The 20542-nt window shown below is 63.8% G+C and carries 21 protein-coding genes; 9 read left to right on the forward strand and 12 right to left on the reverse strand.

Annotation, left to right across the window (positions count from 1 at the left end; translation table 11 throughout):
• Positions 1-56 precede the first annotated feature (56 nt).
• The 5 genes from ACHMXK_RS22240 (at position 57) to ACHMXK_RS22260 (ending at position 4500) form a co-directional block, all read left to right on the forward strand.
• Positions 57-683, forward strand: coding sequence for a LysE family transporter (locus ACHMXK_RS22240; RefSeq protein WP_397442865.1), 627 nt, complete (start codon positions 57-59; stop codon positions 681-683).
• Positions 680-1618: a ParA family protein gene (locus tag ACHMXK_RS22245; protein ID WP_397442866.1), complete on the forward strand. Its 939-nt coding sequence runs from the start codon at positions 680-682 to the stop codon at positions 1616-1618. Before ACHMXK_RS22240 ends, ACHMXK_RS22245 begins: the two co-directional genes overlap by 4 nt.
• A gap of 88 nt (positions 1619-1706) precedes the next feature.
• The gene (locus ACHMXK_RS22250; protein WP_397442868.1) at positions 1707-2273 is read left to right on the forward strand and encodes an RBBP9/YdeN family alpha/beta hydrolase; all 567 of its coding nucleotides are present in this window, start codon (positions 1707-1709) and stop codon (positions 2271-2273) included.
• 8 nt (positions 2274-2281) lie between these two features.
• Positions 2282-3529: a serine hydrolase domain-containing protein gene (locus tag ACHMXK_RS22255; RefSeq protein WP_397442869.1), complete on the forward strand. Its 1248-nt coding sequence runs from the start codon at positions 2282-2284 to the stop codon at positions 3527-3529.
• 32 nt (positions 3530-3561) lie between these two features.
• Positions 3562-4500 carry a ParB/RepB/Spo0J family partition protein gene (locus ACHMXK_RS22260; protein ID WP_397442870.1) on the forward strand — a complete coding sequence of 313 codons (939 nt, stop codon included), beginning with the start codon at positions 3562-3564 and terminating at the stop codon, positions 4498-4500.
• A 17-nt stretch (positions 4501-4517) separates the two neighbouring features.
• On the opposite strand, the gene ACHMXK_RS22265 is transcribed toward ACHMXK_RS22260, so the two are convergent.
• Genes ACHMXK_RS22265 through ACHMXK_RS22280 form a run of 4 tightly spaced genes read right to left on the reverse strand, consistent with a single transcriptional unit; the run spans position 4518 to position 8509 of the window.
• Positions 4518-4904 carry a nuclear transport factor 2 family protein gene (locus ACHMXK_RS22265; RefSeq protein ID WP_397442871.1) on the reverse strand — a complete coding sequence of 129 codons (387 nt, stop codon included), beginning with the start codon at positions 4902-4904 and terminating at the stop codon, positions 4518-4520.
• Between the two features lie 47 nt (positions 4905-4951).
• A complete protein-coding gene (locus ACHMXK_RS22270; RefSeq protein ID WP_397442872.1) occupies positions 4952-6340 on the reverse strand; it encodes a c-type cytochrome in 1389 nt (462 codons plus the stop codon).
• Positions 6337-7977 carry a GMC family oxidoreductase gene (locus tag ACHMXK_RS22275; RefSeq protein ID WP_397442873.1) on the reverse strand — a complete coding sequence of 547 codons (1641 nt, stop codon included), beginning with the start codon at positions 7975-7977 and terminating at the stop codon, positions 6337-6339. Before ACHMXK_RS22275 ends, ACHMXK_RS22270 begins: the two co-directional genes overlap by 4 nt.
• A gap of 10 nt (positions 7978-7987) precedes the next feature.
• Positions 7988-8509 (reverse strand): sugar dehydrogenase complex small subunit, encoded by a 522-nt coding sequence (locus tag ACHMXK_RS22280; protein WP_397442874.1) that lies wholly within the window; start codon positions 8507-8509, stop codon positions 7988-7990.
• Between the two features lie 286 nt (positions 8510-8795).
• On the opposite strand from ACHMXK_RS22280, the gene ACHMXK_RS22285 reads away from it, so the two are divergent.
• Complete coding sequence (locus tag ACHMXK_RS22285; protein WP_397442875.1) at positions 8796-10088, forward strand: M20/M25/M40 family metallo-hydrolase; 1293 nt, start codon at positions 8796-8798, stop codon at positions 10086-10088.
• A gap of 149 nt (positions 10089-10237) precedes the next feature.
• On the opposite strand, the gene ACHMXK_RS22290 is transcribed toward ACHMXK_RS22285, so the two are convergent.
• The 5 genes from ACHMXK_RS22290 to ACHMXK_RS22310 form a co-directional block, all read right to left on the reverse strand.
• Positions 10238-10588 carry a c-type cytochrome gene (locus ACHMXK_RS22290; RefSeq protein WP_397442876.1) on the reverse strand — a complete coding sequence of 117 codons (351 nt, stop codon included), beginning with the start codon at positions 10586-10588 and terminating at the stop codon, positions 10238-10240.
• Positions 10589-10690: 102 nt separating this feature from the next.
• The gene (locus ACHMXK_RS22295; protein WP_397442877.1) at positions 10691-11902 is read right to left on the reverse strand and encodes a sulfite oxidase; all 1212 of its coding nucleotides are present in this window, start codon (positions 11900-11902) and stop codon (positions 10691-10693) included.
• Positions 11899-12570 (reverse strand): hypothetical protein, encoded by a 672-nt coding sequence (locus ACHMXK_RS22300; RefSeq protein ID WP_397442878.1) that lies wholly within the window; start codon positions 12568-12570, stop codon positions 11899-11901. Before ACHMXK_RS22300 ends, ACHMXK_RS22295 begins: the two co-directional genes overlap by 4 nt.
• 1 nt (position 12571) lies before the next feature.
• Entirely contained in the window at positions 12572-13114 is a 543-nt protein-coding gene (locus ACHMXK_RS22305; protein WP_397443108.1) for an RNA polymerase sigma factor, read from the reverse strand.
• Positions 13115-13293: 179 nt separating this feature from the next.
• Entirely contained in the window at positions 13294-14715 is a 1422-nt protein-coding gene (locus tag ACHMXK_RS22310; RefSeq protein ID WP_397442879.1) for an FAD-binding oxidoreductase, read from the reverse strand.
• Positions 14716-14856: 141 nt separating this feature from the next.
• Between ACHMXK_RS22310 and ACHMXK_RS22315 the strand changes: the two genes are divergently transcribed.
• Positions 14857-15672, forward strand: a complete 816-nt coding sequence (locus tag ACHMXK_RS22315; protein ID WP_397442881.1) for a mechanosensitive ion channel family protein — start codon at positions 14857-14859, stop codon at positions 15670-15672.
• Positions 15673-15711: 39 nt separating this feature from the next.
• Here ACHMXK_RS22315 and ACHMXK_RS22320 read toward each other — a convergent pair whose 3' ends face one another.
• Positions 15712-16065: an EF-hand domain-containing protein gene (locus tag ACHMXK_RS22320; RefSeq protein WP_397442882.1), complete on the reverse strand. Its 354-nt coding sequence runs from the start codon at positions 16063-16065 to the stop codon at positions 15712-15714.
• 184 nt (positions 16066-16249) lie between these two features.
• Here ACHMXK_RS22320 and ACHMXK_RS22325 point away from each other — a divergent pair, with 184 nt between their 5' ends.
• Positions 16250-16816: a cob(I)yrinic acid a,c-diamide adenosyltransferase gene (locus ACHMXK_RS22325; RefSeq protein WP_397442883.1), complete on the forward strand. Its 567-nt coding sequence runs from the start codon at positions 16250-16252 to the stop codon at positions 16814-16816.
• Between the two features lie 99 nt (positions 16817-16915).
• On the opposite strand, the gene ACHMXK_RS22330 is transcribed toward ACHMXK_RS22325, so the two are convergent.
• Both ACHMXK_RS22330 and ACHMXK_RS22335 read right to left on the reverse strand, forming a co-directional pair.
• Positions 16916-18442, reverse strand: a complete 1527-nt coding sequence (locus tag ACHMXK_RS22330) for an acetyl-CoA hydrolase/transferase family protein (protein ID WP_397442884.1) — start codon at positions 18440-18442, stop codon at positions 16916-16918.
• A 184-nt stretch (positions 18443-18626) separates the two neighbouring features.
• Positions 18627-19049: a hotdog fold thioesterase gene (locus ACHMXK_RS22335; RefSeq protein ID WP_397442886.1), complete on the reverse strand. Its 423-nt coding sequence runs from the start codon at positions 19047-19049 to the stop codon at positions 18627-18629.
• Between the two features lie 88 nt (positions 19050-19137).
• Here ACHMXK_RS22335 and ACHMXK_RS22340 point away from each other — a divergent pair, with 88 nt between their 5' ends.
• Positions 19138-20427 carry an AsmA-like C-terminal region-containing protein gene (locus tag ACHMXK_RS22340; protein WP_397442887.1) on the forward strand — a complete coding sequence of 430 codons (1290 nt, stop codon included), beginning with the start codon at positions 19138-19140 and terminating at the stop codon, positions 20425-20427.
• Positions 20428-20542 lie beyond the last annotated feature (115 nt).

A 20542-nucleotide genomic window follows, 5' to 3' on the forward strand; every position in this document is an offset into this window, starting at 1 on the left:
GAATCCCAGCCGCGTGGGCTGACGTAAACTCAAGACCTCAATTTCTGGGGATTTCCATGCTGGGCTCATTTGTCGGCGTTGCCGATTACGGTGCTTTTGTTGTCGCCATCATCGTGTTTCTGCTGATTCCCGGGCCCGGCAACCTGGCGCTGATCACCTCGACCGGCAAAGGCGGCCTGGCCGGCGGCATGGGCGCCACCTTGGGTGTGATTGCCGGTGACCAGCTCCTGCTCTGGGCCGCGGTGGCCGGCGTGTCGGCCTTGATGGCGGCTTACCCCACGGCCTTTCATGCGGTGCAGTGGCTGGGCGCGGCCTACCTGGCTTTCCTGGGCATCAAGATGCTGCTGGCCAAACCCGGCGATGCGCCCCTGCTGCAGATCAAGCCGCACCACTACTTTCGCCAGGCCATGTTGATCACCTTGCTGAATCCCAAGGCGATTGTTTTTTACATGGCCTTTTTCCCGCTGTTTGTTGATCCGGCCCACCATCAGGGCCTGAAAACCTTTGCCGTGATGGCCGCGACCATTGCCTCCTTGACCTTTTTGTATGGCCTGATCGCCGTGCTGCTCACCTATTACCTGGCCGAACGTATCCGGGCCAATCCTAAAATCTCGACCGCGCTGGAAAAAGCCGCGGGCGTGTTTTTGATTGGCTTCGGTATCAAGCTGGCCATCTCCAAATGAACACAGAACCCCAGCCCCTGCCCACCGCTCACTTTTTTGCTGCCATGCCCCCGGAAAAATTAGTCCCCAATGCGGCCAACGAACGCGGCGACGGCTCGCCTCCCGTCAATTCCGCTTCGTCGGGCAGCAGCCCAAGCGCCGAAGTGAAAACGGTAGGGGCCAAAAAAGCCAAGATTTTCTGTGTGGCCAACCAGAAGGGCGGGGTGGGTAAAACCACCACCACGGTCAATCTGGCGGCCGGCCTGGCCCAAGTCGGCCAGCGCGTGTTGATGATTGACCTGGACCCGCAAGGCAATGCCACCATGGGTTCGGGCGTGGACAAACGCAAGCTGGAACTCACGGTCTACGACGTCTTGCTCGAATCGGCCACGGTCGCCGAGGCGCGTGTGCACAGCGAAAAATGTGGCTACGACGTGTTGGGCGCCAACCGCGAGCTGGCCGGTGCCGAGGTCGAGCTGGTGGAAGTCGAGCGCCGCGAAAAACGTCTGAAGCTGGCCCTGGAAGCCGTCGCCACCGACTATGACTTCGTGCTGATCGATTGCCCACCTTCGCTGTCCATGCTGACGCTCAACGGCTTGTGTTGCGCCCATGGCGTGGTCGTGCCCATGCAGTGTGAATATTTTGCGCTGGAAGGGCTGACCGACCTGGTCAACACCATCAAGCAGGTGCACGCCAACCTCAACAAGGACTTGTCCATCATCGGGCTGCTGCGGGTGATGTTTGATCCGCGCATCACCTTGCAGCAGCAGGTCAGCGAGCAGCTCAAGGATCATTTCGGCGACAAGGTCTTCAACACCGTGATCCCGCGCAATGTGCGCCTGGCCGAAGCGCCCAGCTACGGCTTGCCCGGCGTGGTGTTTGATCCTTCGTCCAAGGGCGCGCAGGCCTTTGTCGCGTTTGCCGAAGAGATGGTGCAGCGCATCAAGGTCATGTGAGGCCGCATTTATATAAGAAATCGGCCTCCAGCCCTGGCAGCATGAGCGTAAATAGCTATCAAAAACAGAGCAAAAAGCCCCTCCAGCAATGAAACCTTCGAATGTCCTGATGCTTCCCGGCTGGCAAAACAGCGGCCCCGACCACTGGCAAAGCCTGTGGGAGAAGGCGCATGGTTACCAGCGCGTCGAGCAGCACGACTGGCAGCGGCCACTGCGCGGCGACTGGGTGGCCAGGCTGGAGGATGTGGTGCTGGGCAGCGACGAGTCCGTCGTGCTGGTGGCACACAGCCTGGGTTGTATCCTCACCGCGGCCTGGGCCGCACACTCGCGCAACACCCATCGCGTCAAGGCGGCGCTGCTGGTGGCGCCGCCCGATGTGGACCGCGAGGAAGTGCGGCAGATGCTCACCAGCTGGGCGCCTGTGCCTTTGCAGAAGCTGCCGTTTCCGTCCGTGGTGCTGGCCAGCAGCCGCGACCCCTATTGCCGGCCCGAGCGTGCCCGTGAGTTCGCTGCAGCCTGGGGCGCCGAGGTTGTCGATGTCGGCCCGCTGGGCCACCTCAACGCCGACAGCGGCCTGGGTGATTGGCCCGAGGCCCACGCCCGGTTGCAGCGCCTGCAGGCGCTGGCGGCACCCACTCCGCAGGCCGCAGCTTGAACGCCCGCATGCCCCGCGCCGCATGGCTGCTGGCCGCCTTCGCGGCACTGGTCACGCCGGCCTGGGCCGAACCCGATGAAGCCTTGCTGGGCAAGGCGCAGAACTACCCGCTGGGCACGGCTCGCACCTGGTACGACAACCCCTACCGTGTGGGTGCCTGGTCGGCGCTGAACAAGGTGCCCGGTATCCTGACCCGGGCGGTGCCGCACGCGGCCGAGGCCAGCGCCTTGCCCCAGGCCGCACAGCCGCCGGCCATCCGTTACCGCTATCGCAACATTAGTTACACCCTGGCCGAGTATCTGGAGCGTCAGCGTGCGACGGGTTTGCTGGTGCTGAAAAACGGTGAAATCGTCGCCGAGTATTACCGCTACGGCCGCAAGGACGACGCGCGCTTTTTGTCCTTCTCCATGGCCAAAAGCGTGACCTCCTTGCTGGTCGGCAAGGCGAACGCGCTGGGCCTGATCGCCTCGCTGGACGACAGGGCCGACCAATACGTTCCCGCCCTGGCCGGCAGCCCTTACGGCGCCACGACCATACGCCAGCTGTTGCGCATGAGTTCTGGCCTCATCTTCACGGAGCGGTATGACGGCACTGACGACGTCGCGCGTCTGGCGCGTGCAGCAGCCGGTGCACCGGGTGCCGGCAAGCCGCTGGATGTGCTGAAGTCCATCACCGACCGGCACTCGCCGGTGGGTGAAAAATTTGTCTATGCCGGCGCCGAAACCGATGTGTTGGGCCGTGTGCTGGTCGCCGCCACCGGCAAAAACATGGCAGCCCTCACCAGCGAGTGGTTGTGGCAACCCATGGGTGCCGAACACGACGCCTTCTGGCGTGTCGGTGTCGATGGGCAGGAACTAGCCCATGGCGCCTTCAATGCCAGCCTGCGCGACTGGGGCCGGCTCGGCCTGCTGCTGGCCCATGACGGCCAGGTCGGCACACAACAGGTGCTGCCGCGCGACTACCTGCTGGACGCCACCGATCCGGCGCGCCAGCCGCCGGCCTTCAAGCCGCGCCGGGCCACGCCGTATTTTGGTTACGGCTACCAGTTCTGGCTGATGCCGATGAAGGCGCGCACGTTTGCGATGCAGGGCATCCACGGCCAGGCCGTTTACGTGCAGCCCGCCAGCGGCGTTGTGCTGGTGCTGACCTCGGTCTGGGAGCGCGCCAGCGGCCGGCAGGATGCGCAGCCTTATGAAGAGCGTGACGCCTTGTGGCGCGGCGTGTTGCAGTCGCTGGGCGGCAACACGGCCGAATAAGCCAAAACCGAATATCTGAGAAAAAGGAAACCATGGTCACGAAAAAACCCAAAGGCTTGGGCCGAGGATTGCAGGCTTTGTTGGGCCCCACCGTCGGCGAGTCGGCCAACGTGCTGGAAAACAGCCCGGGCAGCCCCAGCAACCCGGGGCTGCCGGCCTCCTTGCTGCTGACCGACCTGGTCGCCGGCCAGTACCAACCGCGCACCCGCATGGACGAAGGCGCGTTGTACGAGTTGGCCGAGTCCATCAAGGTCCAGGGCATCATGCAGCCCATCCTGGTGCGGCGCCTGAGCAGCGGTGTCAACGACGGCAAATACGAAATCATTGCCGGTGAACGGCGCTTCCGCGCGGCCAAAATTGCCGGCCTGGACAGTGTGCCGGTGCTGGTGCGTGATGTGCCCGACGAGTCGGCCGCGGCCATGGCCTTGATCGAAAACATCCAGCGTGAAGACCTGAATCCGCTGGAAGAGGCTCAAGGCCTGCAACGCCTGGTGAAAGAGTTTGGGCTCACTCACGAAATGGCGGCCCAGGCCGTGGGACGTTCGCGCAGTGCCGCGTCCAACCTGCTGCGCCTGCTGAATCTGGCCGATCCGGTGCAGACCATGCTGATGGCCGGTGACATCGACATGGGCCATGCGCGGGCCTTGCTGAGCCTGGACCGGGCCACCCAGATCACCGCCGGCAACCAGATTGCCGCGAAAAAAATGTCGGTGCGTGAAGCCGAAAGCCTGGTCAAAAAACTGGGCGCCGAGTTTTCCCTGAGGCCGCAAAAAGTGCACAAGGAAAAATCCCGCGACACCCGCCGCGTCGAGGAAGAGCTGGCCGACCTGCTGATGGCCGAGGTCGAGGTGCGTGTCAAAAAGCAGGTCAAACGTAATGGCCGGCGTGAAGACATGGGTGAAGTCGCGATCCAGTTCAGCTCCCTGGACGAACTCAACGGCCTGATCGAACGCCTGCGCGGCGGCAAATAAGCCGCGCCGCAGGGCGCTTAAAACATGGTGTTGGTATTGGCCGAGGTTTTAGGCACCTGCTGCAGCACATCCCAGTGTTCGACAATTTTGCCTTCGTGGTCGAGGCGGAAAATGTCGATGCCGGCCCAGTCGTCGCCGCCCGGCCATTCCTGGTGGCAGTGCAGGACCACGTAGTCGCCCTCGGCGATCACACGTTTGAAATGCACGCGTTTGCCGGGATATTCCCTGGCCATATGTTCGAAGTAGGCAATGAAGGCCGGGATGCCATCGGCCACCTGCGGGTTGTGCTGGGTATAGGCCAGGCCGACGAAATGGCGCACCGCCTCGGCCGGCTGGCACTGGTTGAACATCAGCTCGTAAAAACTCGTGACGTTGTGTTTGTTGCGTTCCAGTTGCGTGCTCATGCCCACTCCTTGTAATTGAGTCTGCTGACCGGTCCCGGGCCGTCCGCTTACTGCTCGCGCTGGCGCCGCCTGAGGCCGAAAAACGCGGCGATCACCAGCACAACCACCGCCAGCATGCCCAGCCGTGCTATCCAGACCAGGTTGGACGAGCCGCCACCGGCCCGCAAGCTTTTCACCTGCTCGGCGCTGACGCGGGCTTGCGGGTTGCCGTAACGCTGGCCCAGGTAGGTGCCCAGGGTGGCAATCTGCCGGTCGGACAGCTGCTTGGCGAAAGCCGGCATGCGGATCTCGGTCGTGTCGGCCTGGCGCTGAATGCCTTCCAGCATCACCATGACCAGGTTGTTGGTGTTGGCCCGGCCCAGCGCCGTGTTGTGAAACAGCGGTGGCAAACCGCCATCGAAACTGCCCTGGCCGCGGGCCTGGTGGCAGGTGGCGCAGTGGGCGTCGTAGAGTTGCGGGCCGGTCATGTCGTTGAGGTCCTTGGGCAGGGCCACGCCGCGTATGCTGTTCAGGTCATCGGAGGCCTTGCCCCAGGCGTAGACCGGCTGGGTGTCGGCCGCATCGCGTTGTGCCGGCACGGTTTTCAGGTAGACCGCCATGGCGCGCAAGTCGGCCTCGTTCAGGTGGCGCAAGCTGTGGTCTATGGCTTCGGCCATGGGGCCGGAGGCCTGGGCCTTGTTGGCGGCATAACCCTGGCGCATATAACTCACCAGCTCTTGCTCGCTCCATCCGCCTATGCCGCTGTTGCTGTCCGAGGTGATGTTGGGCGCATGCCAGGGGCCGACATCACCACCGCCCAAATCGCGCGAGAAGTCCTCCGCCATCATCAGGTTGCGCGGACTGTGGCAGGTGCTGCAATGTGCGAGTCCGCGTGCCAGGTAGGCACCGCGGTTCCACTCGACACTTTGGCTGGCATCGGGGGAGAAGGTCCGGCCGTCGAGAAACAACAGGTTCCACGCGGCCATGGACAGCCGGATGTTGAAGGGGAAGGGCAGGGCTGTGGCCGGCGGCGCGCTATCGACGGGCGGGACCGCCTGCATGAAATAGGCATACATGGCCTTGGCGTCATCATCGGTGACCAGCGCGTAAGAGGTGTAAGGCATGGCCGGATAGAGGTGTTGCCTGTCCGCGCGCACGCCCTTGCGCAAGGCATCGGTGAACTGCGCCAGCGTGTAGTTGCCTATGCCGTGGGTTTTCGAGGGCGTGATGTTGGTCGATACGATGGCGCCCAGCGGCGTCGGCAGCGATAAGCCGCCGGCCATGGCCTTGCCGCCGGGGGCGGTGTGGCAGGCCACACAATCCCCGGCCGTGGCCAGGTATTGGCCGCGCTGGACCAGGGCCGGGTCGGCGTTAGCTGCTGCCTGGGCCGCAGCCGGGCCGTGAAGCGCCAGCAGCAACGCGGCGAGAGGCAGGGCCAGAGGCGTCAGCGCTTTCATCGTGTGGCCCCTTGCGTGGGCGCACCCGGGGTGCCGGGGGCCGCACTTTTTGGCAGGATGTGTTCTGCCGTTCGCAGCGCCACGGCCAGCCCGGTTTGTGTCGAGTTGCAGGTGCCCGCGGTCGGCAACACGCCGGTGCTGGTGATGAACAGGTTCTCGTGGTCATGGCAACGGCCGAACTCGTTGACGACCGAGGTTTTCGCGTCCTTGCCCATGCTCATGGTGCCGCAGATATGCTGGTTGTTCGCGAAGCTGCCGTCCTTGCTGTAACGCAGGTTGCTGCCGCCCATCAGCTCGGCAATACGCGCAAAGTCGGCCTTGGACACCTCGGCGCCTTTGCGTGTGTACTCGTCGATGGCGTAATGCGCCTGCGGCTTGGGGATGCCCATGGCGTCTTTCTGGTCGCTCAGGGTGATACGGTTGTCCGGGTGCGGCAACACCTCCAGCACGTTCTTGACGTTGAGTTCATGCGCGGCGCTGTAGCGCAAACGTTTTTCCAGTTCCGGGCCATACACGCCCTGGTCAATCAGGGCCTGCGTGGCGCCGGCCACCCGCGAGATGTTGGTGAAGTCCAGGCGGTACGGCGCATGTTCGGCGCGGAAGGCGCCATCACGCAAGGTGTTGATGGAATTGGGGCTTTGTGGCCCGCGTCCCAGCCACAACTCTTCCTCGGCATCGAAGGTCAAGGAGGTGCTGGGGTGGTCCATCAGGTTGCGGCCCACCATGCCGGAGCTGTTGGCCAGGCCTTGGGGATATTTGTCGCTGGCGGAGAGCAACAAGAGTCGTGGGCTTTCGATGCCGTTGGCCGCCAGAATAAAGGTCTTGCCAGTGACGCGGTGGCTGGCCTTGTCGGGGTCGTAATAATGCACCGCCGCGATGCGCCCCTGCGCGTCATGTTCGATCCGATAGACATTGGCGTTCGGGATCAGTTTGGCGCCAGCGGCTTCGGCGTCTGCAGCCGCAATGCCGCCGTGGTACTGGGCATCAATCGGGCAAATCGGCTGGCAACTGTTGTTGCCGCAGCAGGCGGGCCGGCCGCCGTAGGTGCGGCTGTTGCGTGCGACCGTGTTGCCCACCACAGCATAAACCGGTGCCAGCCGCTCACGCAGACGGCGCATGGCATAAGGCTCGGCCACAGGCTGCATGGGAAAGGGTTTGCTGCGCGGCGAGCCGGTGTTGGGCGCGCCCGCGACCCCCATGATCTCCTCGGCCTGCTGGTAATACGGGTCCAGCTCTTCGTAGCTGAAAGGCCAGTCAACACCCACGCCATACAGGCTTTTGATCCGCATGTCGTTGGGCACCATGCGCCAGGCCTGGGCCGCCCAATGCCAACTGGTGCCACCGACCACACGGATGTATTCGGCGGGGTAGGGGTAGGGGCCGGCCTGGACCAGGTAGCCGTCGTCCTTGGGCTGGTACACCGGGTGTGGCGCCCAAGGGGCAGCCGGGTAGGGCGACATCCAGTCGCTTTTGCGGGGGGAGTTGCGAAAACGCACAACAATTTCATCGCGTGTGACACGTGGCCCCGCCTCCAGGATCAGCACGGAGGCACCGAGTATTAAAAAATGCTGCGCCGTGATGGCGCCCAGGATTCCGGAGCCGATGACAACGAAGTCAGCCGACAACTGCTCTGCCATGTTGCGCTCCTCAGGTTGGTTTCTTTTCCCAGCTGGCGTAAACACCGTAGGAGTAGGTCGGCGGTTTCAGGATGTCTTCAACCACCGCGGCGTTGAGTGCATGTTCATAAGCCAGGCAACGCGCCTTGTCGCCGTTGCCGACGATGCCCATGTACCAGGCGGTGACGATTTTGCGCGGCAGCGCGGCGAGTGGCGACTGTTCGCTATCCAGCAGTTGCTGCAATTGCAGGGGATCGATCTTGCGTTCGTTGATCAGTGTGAGCAGGGCTTTGGTCGCCGCCGGAAAGCCGGGATCGTCCGCCTTTAACGCGTCGTAGAGGCGTGTGGCCAGGACGTTGTCCAGGGCCTGACGTCCGGCCAGCAGGGCAGAGACAGCAACAAACGAACCCTGCTCGGCGCCGGCCACCGGTTGCGCCAGCGCCCAGGGAATCAGGGAAGCGGTGTAGGCCGATAACAGGCCCACCAGCAAGACACGCCGTGTGGGCTGGGAAGGGCTGGCGGCGTTGTCCAGCAAGTCGTCGAGAGTTTTCATCGCGCGTACCTGCCTTTGTGGGTTTAATTGTTGTTTTTGGCATCCTACGCTTTCCGGCCGAAATTGCAAAAACGCCGGATCCGTTCATGCATCCAGCCGTGACCTGCGTACGCAGGCGGCGTCGTTGCGTTGTGGCGTGGCACCAAAATACAAGTCAAATAGGCCTGCATCCCTTGCCTGGCAAGCACAAGCAGCTATCAAAATGAAAGCAAAATCTGCGTCGCGGGTGCGTGGGACCGCGTGGCCGTGATAATCGTTTTTTACTTATTGTTTTTGAAGGTGGCTTATGCGTTCTGATGCCCTTGTCCGTTACCCTTCTTTCCGCCCACACGTGCTCGTCGTGGCGCTGGCCCTGGCCGCAAGCGCCGCGTATGCCGCCCCGGTGGCCGAGGTGTATACCTTGGCCCAGCAGCAGCAGCAGCCCCTGCTCGACACGTTGCGTGACCTGGTGCACATCGAATCGGGCAGCAAGGACATAGAAGGCCTGACGAAGATCGCCGCGCTGGTGGCCGATCGCTTCAAACAACTGGGCGGCCAGGTGCAGGTGTTGCAGCCCAGCGATGTCTACCGCATGGACGACACGCCGGAAAAGGTCGGCCCCATGGTGCAGGCCGAGTTCAAGGGCAAGGGCACACGCAAGATCATGATGATTGCGCACATGGACACGGTCTACCTGCGCGGCATGCTCAAAGACCAGCCTTTCCGCATCGACGGCGAGCGCGCCTACGGCCTCGGCATCTCGGACGACAAGCAGGGCGTGGCGGCCATCATCCACACCGTGGCGATGCTGCAAAAACTCCAGTTCAAGGACTACGGCACACTCACCGTGCTGATCAACGGCGACGAGGAAATCAGCTCGCCCGGCGCGCGCAGCACCATCACCCGCGTGGCCGCGGACCAGGACGTGGTGCTGTCGTTTGAAGGCGGCGGCACCGACGGCAGCCTGCGCCTGGCGACCAGCGGCATAGGCGCGGCCTACCTGACGGTCGAGGGCAAATCGTCCCATGCCGGCGCCAAGCCCGAAGACGGCGTGAACGCGCTGTACGAGCTGTCGCACCAGTTGCTGCAGATGAAGGACTTGTCGAAGCCTGAAAATGGTTTGAAACTGAACTGGACCGTGGCCCAGATCGGCACCAACCGCAACGTGATCCCGGCCCTGGCCAAGGCCCAGGCCGATGCGCGCGCGCTCAAGGTGTCCGACTTCACCGCCCTGCAAACCGCGTTGCAGGACAAGGTCAAAAACAAACTGCTGCCCGACGCCAGGGTGCAGGTCAAGTTTGAAGTGCGCCGCCCACCGCTGGAAGCCACGGCCGCCAGCCGCAGTGTGGCCAAGCTCGGTCAGGCCATCTACGAAGAGCTGGGCCTGCCCATGAAGGTGCTTGATGTGGCAACCGGCGGCGGCACCGATGCCGCTTTTGCCGCTTTGCAGACCAAGGGTGGTGTGGTTGAAGGCATGGGCCTGAGCGGTTATGGCGCACATTCGAACAACGCCGAATACGTGCAGATCAACACCATCGTGCCGCGCCTCTACCTGGCCACACGCATGGTCATGGACCTGTCGCAAGGCAAGGCGAAATAAGGCCAGCAGCGTTTCAGGTGACATTTGCCTGAAACGCTGGCAGCGGTCAAAAAAACAAAGCCCTGGCGAGGAGGCTCGCCAGGGCTTTGTGCTGTCAGCGCCTGTCTGTTTGATCCGGCAGCGTCATGCCGGTCGCAACGTGACGCCGGTTATTTCCCGCCGCGGCTGGCCTGGGCGACGTAGGCCGACAACGCCTGGATCTGCGCTTCGCTCAGGCTGGTCTTGAAAGAAGGCATGCTGCCCAGGCCATCACGCAAGACCTTGGCGACACGCGCCGCGTCGGGCTGCAACTCGTCCAGCACCGGGCCGACAGCGCCTTCAGCACCGGCGTCCTTGAGCGTGTGGCAGACCGCGCAGGCTGGCACGGAGGTGGAGAAGAGTTTTTTGCCGATGGCCAGTTGGTCGGCGTTGCCGGCCGCAGCGGCCAGGCCGCAGCTCAGCAGCAGCGCCGGCAGGGCCAGGGCGCGCAGGTGGCGGGAGGAGGATGTCTTGAAAATCATGGTCATGGTGTCTTAAAAAATGAAGGGGCTTGCGTCAAGCAGCGGCCCACCCAGGCCCGAGGGACCAGGGTGGGGCGGCGCTGTGAAACGGCAGGTCGGTGCTTAGGCCACGGTGACCTTGACCGCGTGGTCGGCCCAGCTGGTGTTGTTGTAGCCGCTCTGGTTTTCACCACGCGTCTCGGGCTGGACGTTGCCCGCTGTGTCGGTGGCGCGGCTGGCCAGGGTGTAGGTGCCGGCTGGCAGCTTGGCCTGCAGCACGAACTGGCGCCAGGCGTATTTGCCCATGTCGGGGCCGATGAAACGGGCCTTCTGCCAGCTCTTGCCGCCGTCGATCGACACCTCCACACCCTTGACGGCATGCAGGCCACCGAAGGCCACGCCCTGGATCTGCACCACGCCGCCAGCGGCCAGCGTGCCGCTTTCGGGCAGGGGCGAGTTGATCCAGGACTTGACACTCATCTCCTGCACCGAAGGCTGGCTCGGGTCGCCCTTGCCGCCTGGGGGCGACATGCGGTAGCCGTGCGACATGATCTTGGCGTCGCTCTCCTGCGCCGTGAAGGCCAGCTGTTTGATGTACTTGATGTTGTTCACACCCTGGTAACCCGGCACGATCAGGCGCAGCGGCCCGCCATGGGCCAGCGGGATGGGCTCGCCATTCATTTCCCAGGCCAGCAGCGCATCCTGCATGGCGGCGGCGGGTACCGAACGCTCGACGATGATGCTTTTCGGGTCAATGCCTTCGGGCAGCTTTTCGCCGCCTGTGCCGGTCAGGTAACGCATGCCGGCGCTCACGCCACCCAGGGACTCGACCACGGCGCGCACCGGCACGCCGCTCCAGACCACACAACCGGCGGCGCCCACTGTCCAGGGTGTGCCGCTGGGTTTGCTCGGGAAAAAGCCGCGGCCGTTGCCCGAACACTGCAACACCGTGGTCACGGTTTCCAGGCCCAGGGTCTTGAGCTCGCGCACAGTCAGCTTGCGCGGGTTTTTCACACCGCCCACGGCGATTTCCCAGGCGTCACGGTCGGCCACGATGGCGGCATCGGGTGCCGGCAGGTTGTTGCGGATGTAGAGCTGGCTGCTGGGTGTGATGCCGCTGGTGCCGAAGGCGCTGCGTTTGGTTTCCAGCGTGGTGCTGCTGTGCACGATGACGTCGGACGCGTTTTTCCAGCCCACGTAGGCCGGCAGCGGCTTGGCGGCAGCGGCCTGCGCCAAGGCGCCTTGTGACCAGCTGGCCAGGCCGACGCCGGCAAGGGCGGCGGCGCTGCCTGTGAGCAGGCGGCGACGGGGCAGGGAAGTGAGGGCAACAGTCATGGAGTCTCCTGTGAAATGGGTGGGGTGGGAAAAACAAAAGAGCCCGGCGGCGGTGTTGCCGTGGACGGTCGAGGGGAAGTGACGGCTGACGTGAGCGGCGGCGCGGCCTGCAGCGCGGCTTGCGCCACGCCCAGGGCTTTTTCTTTTTGCGCCACCAGCACCAGCGGTTTGCCATTGCGCGCGGTGATGACTTGCCAATAGACATTGCCCCACCAGCCGCTGGCGTCGGGCAGGGCGGTGGCGTCGTCGAAGGCAAACACCGTGACCATGCCGCCTTTTTCAAAAAAGGTGGTCAGGTGGTAGGCCAGGTGGCCGTCGATGTCGCAGGGACGAATCAGTTGCGGGTAGCCGGGCAGCGCCTGTTCCGGGCTCAGGCCCAGGTGTTGCAAGACTTGGCGGCTGTCGATGAAGTTGCCGCGCAAGGTGCGTTCGTAATATTCGTGTTCAATCGCGTCGCGCACCAGGGCCGGCGGACGCATGGCCAGCACGGCCGTGGTGCCGGTGGCGGCCAGCAGCAGGGCGGCTACCGCGCGTTGCACGCCGAGACGCGCCCACAGCGGCGTGTGGCGAAACAGTTGCGCGGGCGGCTGGCCGGGGTCGAAGGCCAGGGCCAGTTCGGCGCGGGCGCGCAGATCGAAGGCGCTGTCGGGGGGGCGTTGATCCGGCATCTCAGACCTTTCGCAGACGTCTGTCCAGGGGCACAGCGGCCACAGTGGCCGGGGTGAGGGCGGCGGTGGGGCGCATCGCGGTTTTCAGCGCTTCGCGCGCCCGTGCCAGCCGCGACAGCACGGTGCCGGGCGCGATTTCCAGCGCCTGCGCCATCTGCGCGGTGGGCATGTCGTCGAAATAAAACAGCACCAGCACCTCGCGGTGTATGGGTGCGATGCGTGCCAGGGCCTTGACCACGTCGAGCTGGTCGTCCAGGCTGCCTTCGGGCGCGGCCTCGTCGGCCAGCAGGTCGTCGTCATCCAGCGCCTGCGGTTGCGGCGCCATGTGGCGCAAGGCGTGGCGCCGCATGATCTGGAACAGCCAGGCACGCGCCAGCGCCGGGTCGCGCAGTTGTTTGCGGTGTTTCCAGGCGCTGGTGAAGCAGTCCTGCACCACGTCTTCAGCGACCGCGCGCGAACCCATCAGCGCCCAGGCGCTGCGTAGCAAGAAGCGGTAGTGCTCGCGCACCCATAGGTTGTAGCGGGACTCCGCCGTCAGGATCATGCGCATAAGAGCGCGGGGCGCAGGGTTTTATTCCCTCGGATGCGAAATAATTTTCGGCCGCGCCAGCAGCGGACTCGTGGCTTATCAAAATTGATAGCTGCTTCCGCAGGTGAGGTCAGGGCTGGAGGCCGATTTGGCTTGAAAAATGGCGCCACGGGCTGGGCCTGGCGCCCAGCCTCTTACAGCGTAAAAATCTTGCCCGGGTTCATGATGTTTTTCGGGTCCAGCGCCCGTTTGATGGTGCGCATCATGTCCACCGCGCCGTGGCCGGCCTCGGTGACCAGGAAGTCCATCTTGTGCAGGCCCACGCCGTGTTCGCCGGTGCACGTGCCTTCCAGGCTCAGGGCGCGTTCCACCAGCTTGTGGTTCAGGGCTTCGGCGACTTCGCGTTCTTCGGGAATGGTCGGGTCGATCAGGTAGCCGAAATGGAAGTTGCCGTCGCCCACATGGCCGACCAGGAAATAAGGGATGCCGCTGGCATCGACCTCGGCGATGGACTCCAGCAGGCAGTCGGCCAGGCGCGAGATCGGCACGCAGGTGTCGGTGGAAATGGCGCGGCAGCCGGGCCGGCTCTGGATGGCGGCGAAATAGGCGTTGTGCCGAGCCGTCCACAGCCGTGTGCGTTCTTCGGGCGTGCTGGCCCATTCAAAGGCGTTGCCGCCGTGGCCGCTGGCAATTTCCTGCACCAGCTCGGCTTGTTCCTTGACACTGCTGGGCGAGCCGTGAAACTCCATCAGCAACATCGGTTCTTCGCGCAGGCTGAGTTTGGAGTGGGCATTGACCATACGCACGGTGTTGTGGTCTATCAGTTCCACACGCGCAATTGGCACACCTAACTGGATCACTTCAATCGTGGTGCGCACGGCCGCTTCAATGCTGGGGAAAGAACAGATCGCCGCCGAGATCGCTTCCGGCAGGGGGTAAAGCTTGACGGTGACTTCGGTGATCACGCCCAGGGTGCCTTCGCTGCCCACCATCAGGCGCGTCAGGTCGTAGCCGGCCGATGATTTTTTGGCGCGTGTGCCGGTGCGGATGACCTCGCCGCTGGCCGTCACCACTTCCAGCGCCAGCACGTTTTCACGCATGGTGCCGTAACGCACGGCGTTGGTGCCGCTGGCGCGTGTCGCGCTCATGCCGCCCAGGGTCGCGTCGGCGCCCGGGTCGATCGGGAAAAACAGGCCTGTGCTTTTGACTTCTTCGTTGAGTTGTTTGCGGGTCACGCCGGGCTGCACGGTGACCGTCAAATCTTCGGCATTGATATGCAGCACCTTGTTCATGCGGCTCACATCGATGCTGATGCCGCCCTGCACCGCCAGCAAATGGCCTTCCAGCGAGGTGCCGACACCAAAAGGGATCACCGGCACGTTGTACTGGCTGGCGAGTTTCACGGCGTCGGCCACATCGGCCGTGGTTTCGGCAAACACCACGGCGGCGGGCGGCGGCGCGGCAAACGAGGACTCGTCGCGGCCATGCTGCTCACGCACCACCAGGGCGGTGGAACAACGTTCGGCAAAACGGGTCTTCAGCGCGTCTATCAGCGCGGCCGGTGTTTCACGCTGGGCGATTTCGGGGAGCAAATGCGAGGGCAGGGGTGCGTTCATGGTGGCTTTCCAAATACTTCACGTCGTGATGTTTTTTCTCGGCGCGCCAGGGCGTGGGGCGCGCAGATCCGGTTTACAGGATACCAGCGGCCTCCTAAGATGCCCGAGGCTTCAAACAACAAAACATTATGGAGTAGCGCAATGGATTCAGCAAAATTGACCGGCTGGGTAGACCAGGCCCAACCCATCCTGGTGGCTTTTGGTCTCAAGGCCATAGGCGCCATCGCTGTTTTTATCATCGGGCGCTGGCTGATTGGCCTGGTGACACGCCTGGTGGGCGCCGGCATGACGCGGCAGGAAATCGACCCCACGGTGCAGCGTTACCTGGTGAGTCTGATCACCGTGGCGCTGAACATCATCCTGGTGGTGGCCATCCTGGGTTACTTCGGTGTCGAGACCACCAGTTTCGCGGCCCTGGTGGCGGGCGCGGGTGTGGCGATTGGGGCCGCCTGGAGCGGGCTGCTCGGCAATTTTGCGTCCGGCATTTTCCTGCTGGTGCTGCGCCCTTATGTGGTGGGTGACTATGTCAACGCCGGCGGGGTGGAAGGCACGGTGCTGGAGATCGGTTTGTTCGGTACCACCCTCAACACGCCGGACAACGTCAAAACCATTGTCGGCAACGGCAAGGTCATGGGCGGCGATATCAAGAACTACACCGCGAATCCGCACCGCCGTGTGGAACTGGTGGCGCAACTGGCGGGCAGCGCCGACGTGCACAAAGCCATCGTCCTGCTCAAGGAGGCCGTGGCCCAGGTGGCCAACATCACCCAAACGCCGGGTGTGGATGTGGAGATTCTGGAGTTCAACGAGTTTGGCCCCAAGCTGGCGGTGCGCCCGCATTGCCATACCGACCACTACTGGCAGGTGTATTTCGACACCAATAAAACCATTGCCGACACCCTGGGTGCGGCCGGTTTCCCGGTCGCCACACGGCCGGTGAAGGTCTACCCGGTCTGAGGCCTTGCCGCCTGCACCGAGCGCAGGCGCTTGAGGGGATCAGGAGCCTGCGGCCTTGATGAACTCGTCGCGCGAAATAAACGCGTCGTGGTTGAGGTCGATTTGTTCGAAGCGTTGCTCCAGGGCCGGAAAACGTTCGGCTTCCTGGCGTGTCAGCCGGCCATCGTGGTTGGTGTCTGCCCGGTTGAAGGCGGCATCCAGCTCCCGGTTGGTGATGGCGTTTTGCGGGATGGCTGTGCTCGTGGTGACAACATGCGCTGCTGGGGCGTGCGTATCGACCGGTGACGGGGCGGTCTGGGCCCGCACGGCGCCTGCCGCACCCATGGCCAAGGCGGCGAGCAGCCAGACGCTGGGGACGCCGACGTTGGGAATAGAATGTTTTTGAACGCGCATGCCGATGCCCTTGGAGATAAAACGAAGGGGCTATTGCATCGCAGCAAGTGAGAAGCGGCCAGCACTTTTGCAGGGTGTTTCCTTGCTGACATGTGGGCGCACGACCTCACATTTCCTTGCCTCGCGTAACGCTTCTCGCGCAGGCTTTGCGCTTAGGCGCCCACCTCTTTTCACCGAGTTTCTTATGGCCAACAGACTTTCACAAATCGCCACCCGCACCGGCGACAACGGCACCACCGGGCTGGGCGACAACACGCGGGTCTCCAAGGACAGCCTGCGGGTCCATGCCATGGGGGATGTGGACGAGCTGAACTCGCAGATCGGCTTGCTGCTGTGTGAAGAGATGCCGGCCGATGTGCGTGAGCTGCTGGTCGACGTGCAACACCAGCTCTTCAACCTGGGCGGCGAGTTGTCGATTCCCGGCTTCGAGCTGCTCAAGGCCGAGGCGGTGGCACAACTGGACACGGCGCTGGCCACTTACAACGCCACCTTGCCGCGCCTGGCGGAATTCATTTTGCCGGCCGGCTCACGCGCGGCTTCACAAGCCCATGTCTGCCGCACGGTGGCGCGCCGTGCCGAACGCGCGGTGGTGGCGCTGGACAAGCTGGAGACCTTGAAAGAGGCGCCGCGCCAATACCTGAACCGCCTGAGTGACCTGCTGTTTGTGTTGTCGCGTGTGCTGAATCGCATGAACGGCGGCGACGACGTGTACTGGAAAAGCGAACGTATGGCCCGGGCTGCCAGCGAATAAGTGCAGCGATTTTTTTTGCTATCAAGTAGGTAGCTACTTGCGCCCGCTGCATATGGGCTAGAGGCCAATTTTCCTTAAAAACAGCTTGGCCTCAGGCCGTTAAACCTTGTTTGCCCGCATGTCCCCGGTTTTGACATAACGCTGGTGCCAGCTCAAGGCCTCGTCCAGCAAATGTGGCGTGTGGCGGCCCGGGCCGTGGTCCCAGGCGCGTTCGGTGTAGTCCAGCAAGGCGTCCTTGAAATCCGGATGGGCGCAGTTCTCGATGATGCGTTGGGCGCGCTGGCGTGGTGACAGGCCGCGCAGATCGGCCAGGCCTTGTTCGGTGACGATGATTTGCACATCGTGTTCGGTGTGGTCCACATGCGAGACCATGGGGACGATACAGGAGATGCTGCCGCCTTTGGCCACCGAGGGCGTCACAAAAAAGGACAGGTAGCCGTTGCGTGCAAAGTCGCCCGAGCCGCCTATGCCGTTCATCATGTTGGAACCCATGGTGTGGGTGGAGTTGATGTTGCCGTAGATGTCGGCTTCTATCATCGCGTTCATGGCGATGATGCCCAGACGCCGCACCAGCTCGGGGTGGTTGCTGATCTCTTGCGGGCGCAGGACGATGCGTTCGCGGTAAAAGGCCAGGTTGGCCGTGAAGTCGGCCAGCGCCTCGGCGCTCAGCGAGATCGCGGTGGCCGAGGCGAAGTCCATCTTGCCCGAACGCAGCAGGTCCAGCATGCCGTCCTGCAACACTTCGGTGAAACCCGTCAGGTGTTCAAACGGCCCGTCGTTCAGACCCGCCAGCACGGCGTTGGCGACGTTGCCCACGCCGGACTGCAGCGGCAGCAGCTTCTCGGGCAGCCGCCCTTGTTTCACTTCCTCTTGCAGGAAGTCGATGATGTGGCCGGCGATACGCTGGGAGTTGTCATCGGGCGCGGCAAAACTTGTGTTGCGGTCGGCCTGGTGCACACCGACGATGGCGACAATTTTGTCCGGGTCGCAGCGCAGATAGGGCTCACCAATGCGGTCGTCGGTATAGACCAGCGGAATCGGCTTGCGGTTGGGCGGCAGCGCCGTGCCGTAATACACGTCGTGCATGCCTTCCAGGGCCTCGGGCTGCAGGGTGTTGACTTCGATGATGACCTTGTCGGCCAGGTCCAGCCAGGTCTTGTTGTTGCCCACGGCCATGGACGGGATCAGGCGCCCGTCCGGCAGGATGCCGACCACCTCGATCACCGCCACGTCCAGCTTGCCCAGAAAGCCGAACCAGGCATGTTGCGCCACGTGCGACAAATGCATGTCGGCGAAATGCATCTGGCCGGAGTTGATTTTCTGGCGGCAGATCGGGTCCGACTGAAAGGGCAGGCGCATTTCGATGCCGTCCACCTGCGCCAGCGCGCCGTCCAGCTCGGGCGCGGTCGAGGCGCCGGTCCAGATGCTGATGCGGAATTCTTCGCCGGCGGCGTGCAAACCTTCAATACGTTTGGCCAGTGCCTGCGGCACGGCCTTAGGATAACCCGAGCCAGTGAAACCACTCATGCCGACGTTGGCGCCGGCGGGAATCAGCGCGGCGGCCGCTTCGGCCGACATGATTCGGGATTGCAGGCCAGGGTGGCGTACACGGTCAAGAACAGACATCGGGGGACGGCTCCGTAAGAGGGACGACGGCGCCAGGGCGCACGACTGAAGTCCCAAATCTTAGCAGCCGGCAACCTGAAATCTAGGGTAAACCCTATATTCCGGTGCGGGCTAAGCCGTCATTTGCTCCTGAACCCATAGCGGCTTGCGCCCGTCTTGCAAGGGCTGGAGGCCGATTGGATGCTTAACGTGGGCTCAACATGGCCATGGTGATACGCGAGACACAGGTCAACTCGCCGGCGTCGTTGGTCAGTTCGATGGCCCAGACCTGGGTGCTGCGGCCAATGTGCACCGGGCGGGTGATGCCGGTGACCCAGCCGCTGGTGGTGCCCTTGAGGTGGTTGGCGTTGATGTCCAGGCCCACGGTGCGGTGGCCGGCGGGGGCGGCAAACGCGGCGCCGCAAGAGCCCAGCGTTTCGGCCAGCACCACCGACACGCCGCCATGTAACAAGCCATAAGGCTGGCGCGTGCGTTCATCGACCGGCACGCGGGCGCGTATGAAGTCGTCGCCGACCTCCAGGAACTCGATGCCCAAGTGAGTCACCGCGCTGTTGGCGTTGTTGGCGTTCAGCAGTTCGAGCGAAATGTCTTGTTTCCAGATACGCATTGCAAATGTCCCATGGCTTGAATGCCTTGACTATAAAGAGATTGCAGCCTACATGGCGGGCCCAGACCGGCGGCTAAGCTGGGCTGACATGCAAGCTAGACACAAATGGATGGTGGGCGCCGGCGTGCTGGCCACGCTGGCGGGCGCCGCGTGGCTGGCTCTGGCGCTGTGGCTGCCCCATGACGCATCGCTGGCCGCCAGGGCAGCGGCCGAGTTGCAGCGCCGCCTGGGTGTTCCGGTGACGGTAGGTGCGCTGCGCTGGCAACTGCTGCCGGTGCCGGCCGTGGTGTTGATCGACACGGCGACCCAGCAGGCGCCAGCCATCACGGCAAAAAAAATCACGGTCTACCCGAACCTGAAGGCGCTGCTGGCGCGCCGGCTCACACTGGATCGCCTGGCGCTGGACGGCGCCGTGGTGCCGCAAGTGGCCTTGCGCGCGCTGGACCAGACGCTGGATGTGGCCAACGAGCATGCCGGGAGCACGCCTTTGGCGCGTTTGGAGTTTCGTGACTTGACCTGGGTCTCGCGCCGCGGCGTGGCCGTGGTTTACGAAGGCGAGATCGACTTTGACCCGGCCTGGCGGCCCCGCACGGCGCAGCTCAGGCGCCCGGGTGTGCAGCCCGTCACCGATCTGGCTCTGAGCCGGCAAGGGCAGGGCGGCGTGTGGGCAGTGCGCATCCGTACCGGCGGCGGCACGGCACACGGCCAGGTGCAGCTGCAAACCAGCGCCCATGGCCGGCTGCAGCTGGACGGCCAGTTGCAGCCGCGCGAGATCGAGCTGACGCAGGCGTTGGCGGCCTTCAACCGCCGCTCCGTGATTGCCGGCAAGGTGTCGGGGGAAACCACCTTGTCGGCCCGTGGCGACACGGTGGGCCAAATCGCCCAATCGCTGCACACCCAAACCCGCTTCACCATGGGCCGCGCCACCTTGCTGCGCTTGGACCTGGACAAGGCCATTCGCAGTTTCGGCCAAAGTTATGGGGGGCAAACCGCGCTGGATGCCGTTGCCGGCCAGCTCGCCACGCAAAACACGCCGCAGGGCATGGTGCTGACTTACACCGGCATCACCGCGCGGTCGGGGGCGTTCAGCGCCACCGGCCAGGCCCGCATCGCCAACCGGCAAATCGAAGCCGAGTTTGCGGTCGATCTGGTGGACGGTGTGGTCGGGCTGCCGCTGAAACTCAGCGGCCCGCTGGACCAGGTGAAGGTCTCGGTGCCCCGGGGTGTGGTGACCGGCGCCGTGTTGGGCACAGCGGTGTTGCCAGGTGTCGGCACGGCCATAGGCGCGCGGCTGGGTGCCACCCTGGGCAAGCTGTTCAACTCGCCGCCCGAGCCTCCCAAAAGCGGCCAAACCGCGCCCGGAAAGTCGCCGCCTTGAGGTCCTCCTGGTGATCTGGCGGCTTAAAACCCGCTCGCGGTATGGGCCTTTGCCTGGGCCCTACCCGTCGCGGGGTATATTGGCTGTGGCGCTGAGGGCCGCGTCGCTCGTCGCG

Origin of the sequence: Polaromonas sp. UC242_47 (genome assembly GCF_044452385.1) — a bacterium.
In the GTDB taxonomy this organism is placed as follows: Bacteria; Pseudomonadota; Gammaproteobacteria; order Burkholderiales; family Burkholderiaceae_C; genus Polaromonas.

Excerpts from the sequence above, each read along its gene's own strand:
- ACHMXK_RS22270 (WP_397442872.1), bottom strand. The coding sequence starts at position 6,340 with ATGAAAGCGCTGACGCCTCTGGCCCTGCCTCTCGCCGCGTTGCTGCTG.
- ACHMXK_RS22275 (WP_397442873.1), bottom strand. The coding sequence starts at position 7,977 with ATGGCAGAGCAGTTGTCGGCTGACTTCGTTGTCATCGGCTCCGGAATC.
- ACHMXK_RS22330 (WP_397442884.1), bottom strand. The coding sequence starts at position 18,442 with ATGTCTGTTCTTGACCGTGTACGCCACCCTGGCCTGCAATCCCGAATC.
- ACHMXK_RS22255 (WP_397442869.1), top strand. The coding sequence starts at position 2,282 with ATGCCCCGCGCCGCATGGCTGCTGGCCGCCTTCGCGGCACTGGTCACG.
- ACHMXK_RS22260 (WP_397442870.1), top strand. The coding sequence starts at position 3,562 with ATGGTCACGAAAAAACCCAAAGGCTTGGGCCGAGGATTGCAGGCTTTG.
- ACHMXK_RS22325 (WP_397442883.1), top strand. The coding sequence starts at position 16,250 with ATGGCCAACAGACTTTCACAAATCGCCACCCGCACCGGCGACAACGGC.
- ACHMXK_RS22340 (WP_397442887.1), top strand. The coding sequence starts at position 19,138 with ATGCAAGCTAGACACAAATGGATGGTGGGCGCCGGCGTGCTGGCCACG.
- ACHMXK_RS22305 (WP_397443108.1), bottom strand. The coding sequence starts at position 13,114 with ATGATCCTGACGGCGGAGTCCCGCTACAACCTATGGGTGCGCGAGCAC.
- ACHMXK_RS22320 (WP_397442882.1), bottom strand. The coding sequence starts at position 16,065 with ATGCGCGTTCAAAAACATTCTATTCCCAACGTCGGCGTCCCCAGCGTC.
- ACHMXK_RS22335 (WP_397442886.1), bottom strand. The coding sequence starts at position 19,049 with ATGCGTATCTGGAAACAAGACATTTCGCTCGAACTGCTGAACGCCAAC.
- ACHMXK_RS22280 (WP_397442874.1), bottom strand. The coding sequence starts at position 8,509 with ATGAAAACTCTCGACGACTTGCTGGACAACGCCGCCAGCCCTTCCCAG.
- ACHMXK_RS22265 (WP_397442871.1), bottom strand. The coding sequence starts at position 4,904 with ATGAGCACGCAACTGGAACGCAACAAACACAACGTCACGAGTTTTTAC.
- ACHMXK_RS22250 (WP_397442868.1), top strand. The coding sequence starts at position 1,707 with ATGAAACCTTCGAATGTCCTGATGCTTCCCGGCTGGCAAAACAGCGGC.
- ACHMXK_RS22290 (WP_397442876.1), bottom strand. The coding sequence starts at position 10,588 with ATGATTTTCAAGACATCCTCCTCCCGCCACCTGCGCGCCCTGGCCCTG.
- ACHMXK_RS22300 (WP_397442878.1), bottom strand. The coding sequence starts at position 12,570 with ATGCCGGATCAACGCCCCCCCGACAGCGCCTTCGATCTGCGCGCCCGC.
- ACHMXK_RS22285 (WP_397442875.1), top strand. The coding sequence starts at position 8,796 with ATGCGTTCTGATGCCCTTGTCCGTTACCCTTCTTTCCGCCCACACGTG.
- ACHMXK_RS22310 (WP_397442879.1), bottom strand. The coding sequence starts at position 14,715 with ATGAACGCACCCCTGCCCTCGCATTTGCTCCCCGAAATCGCCCAGCGT.
- ACHMXK_RS22295 (WP_397442877.1), bottom strand. The coding sequence starts at position 11,902 with ATGACTGTTGCCCTCACTTCCCTGCCCCGTCGCCGCCTGCTCACAGGC.
- ACHMXK_RS22245 (WP_397442866.1), top strand. The coding sequence starts at position 680 with ATGAACACAGAACCCCAGCCCCTGCCCACCGCTCACTTTTTTGCTGCC.
- ACHMXK_RS22240 (WP_397442865.1), top strand. The coding sequence starts at position 57 with ATGCTGGGCTCATTTGTCGGCGTTGCCGATTACGGTGCTTTTGTTGTC.
- ACHMXK_RS22315 (WP_397442881.1), top strand. The coding sequence starts at position 14,857 with ATGGATTCAGCAAAATTGACCGGCTGGGTAGACCAGGCCCAACCCATC.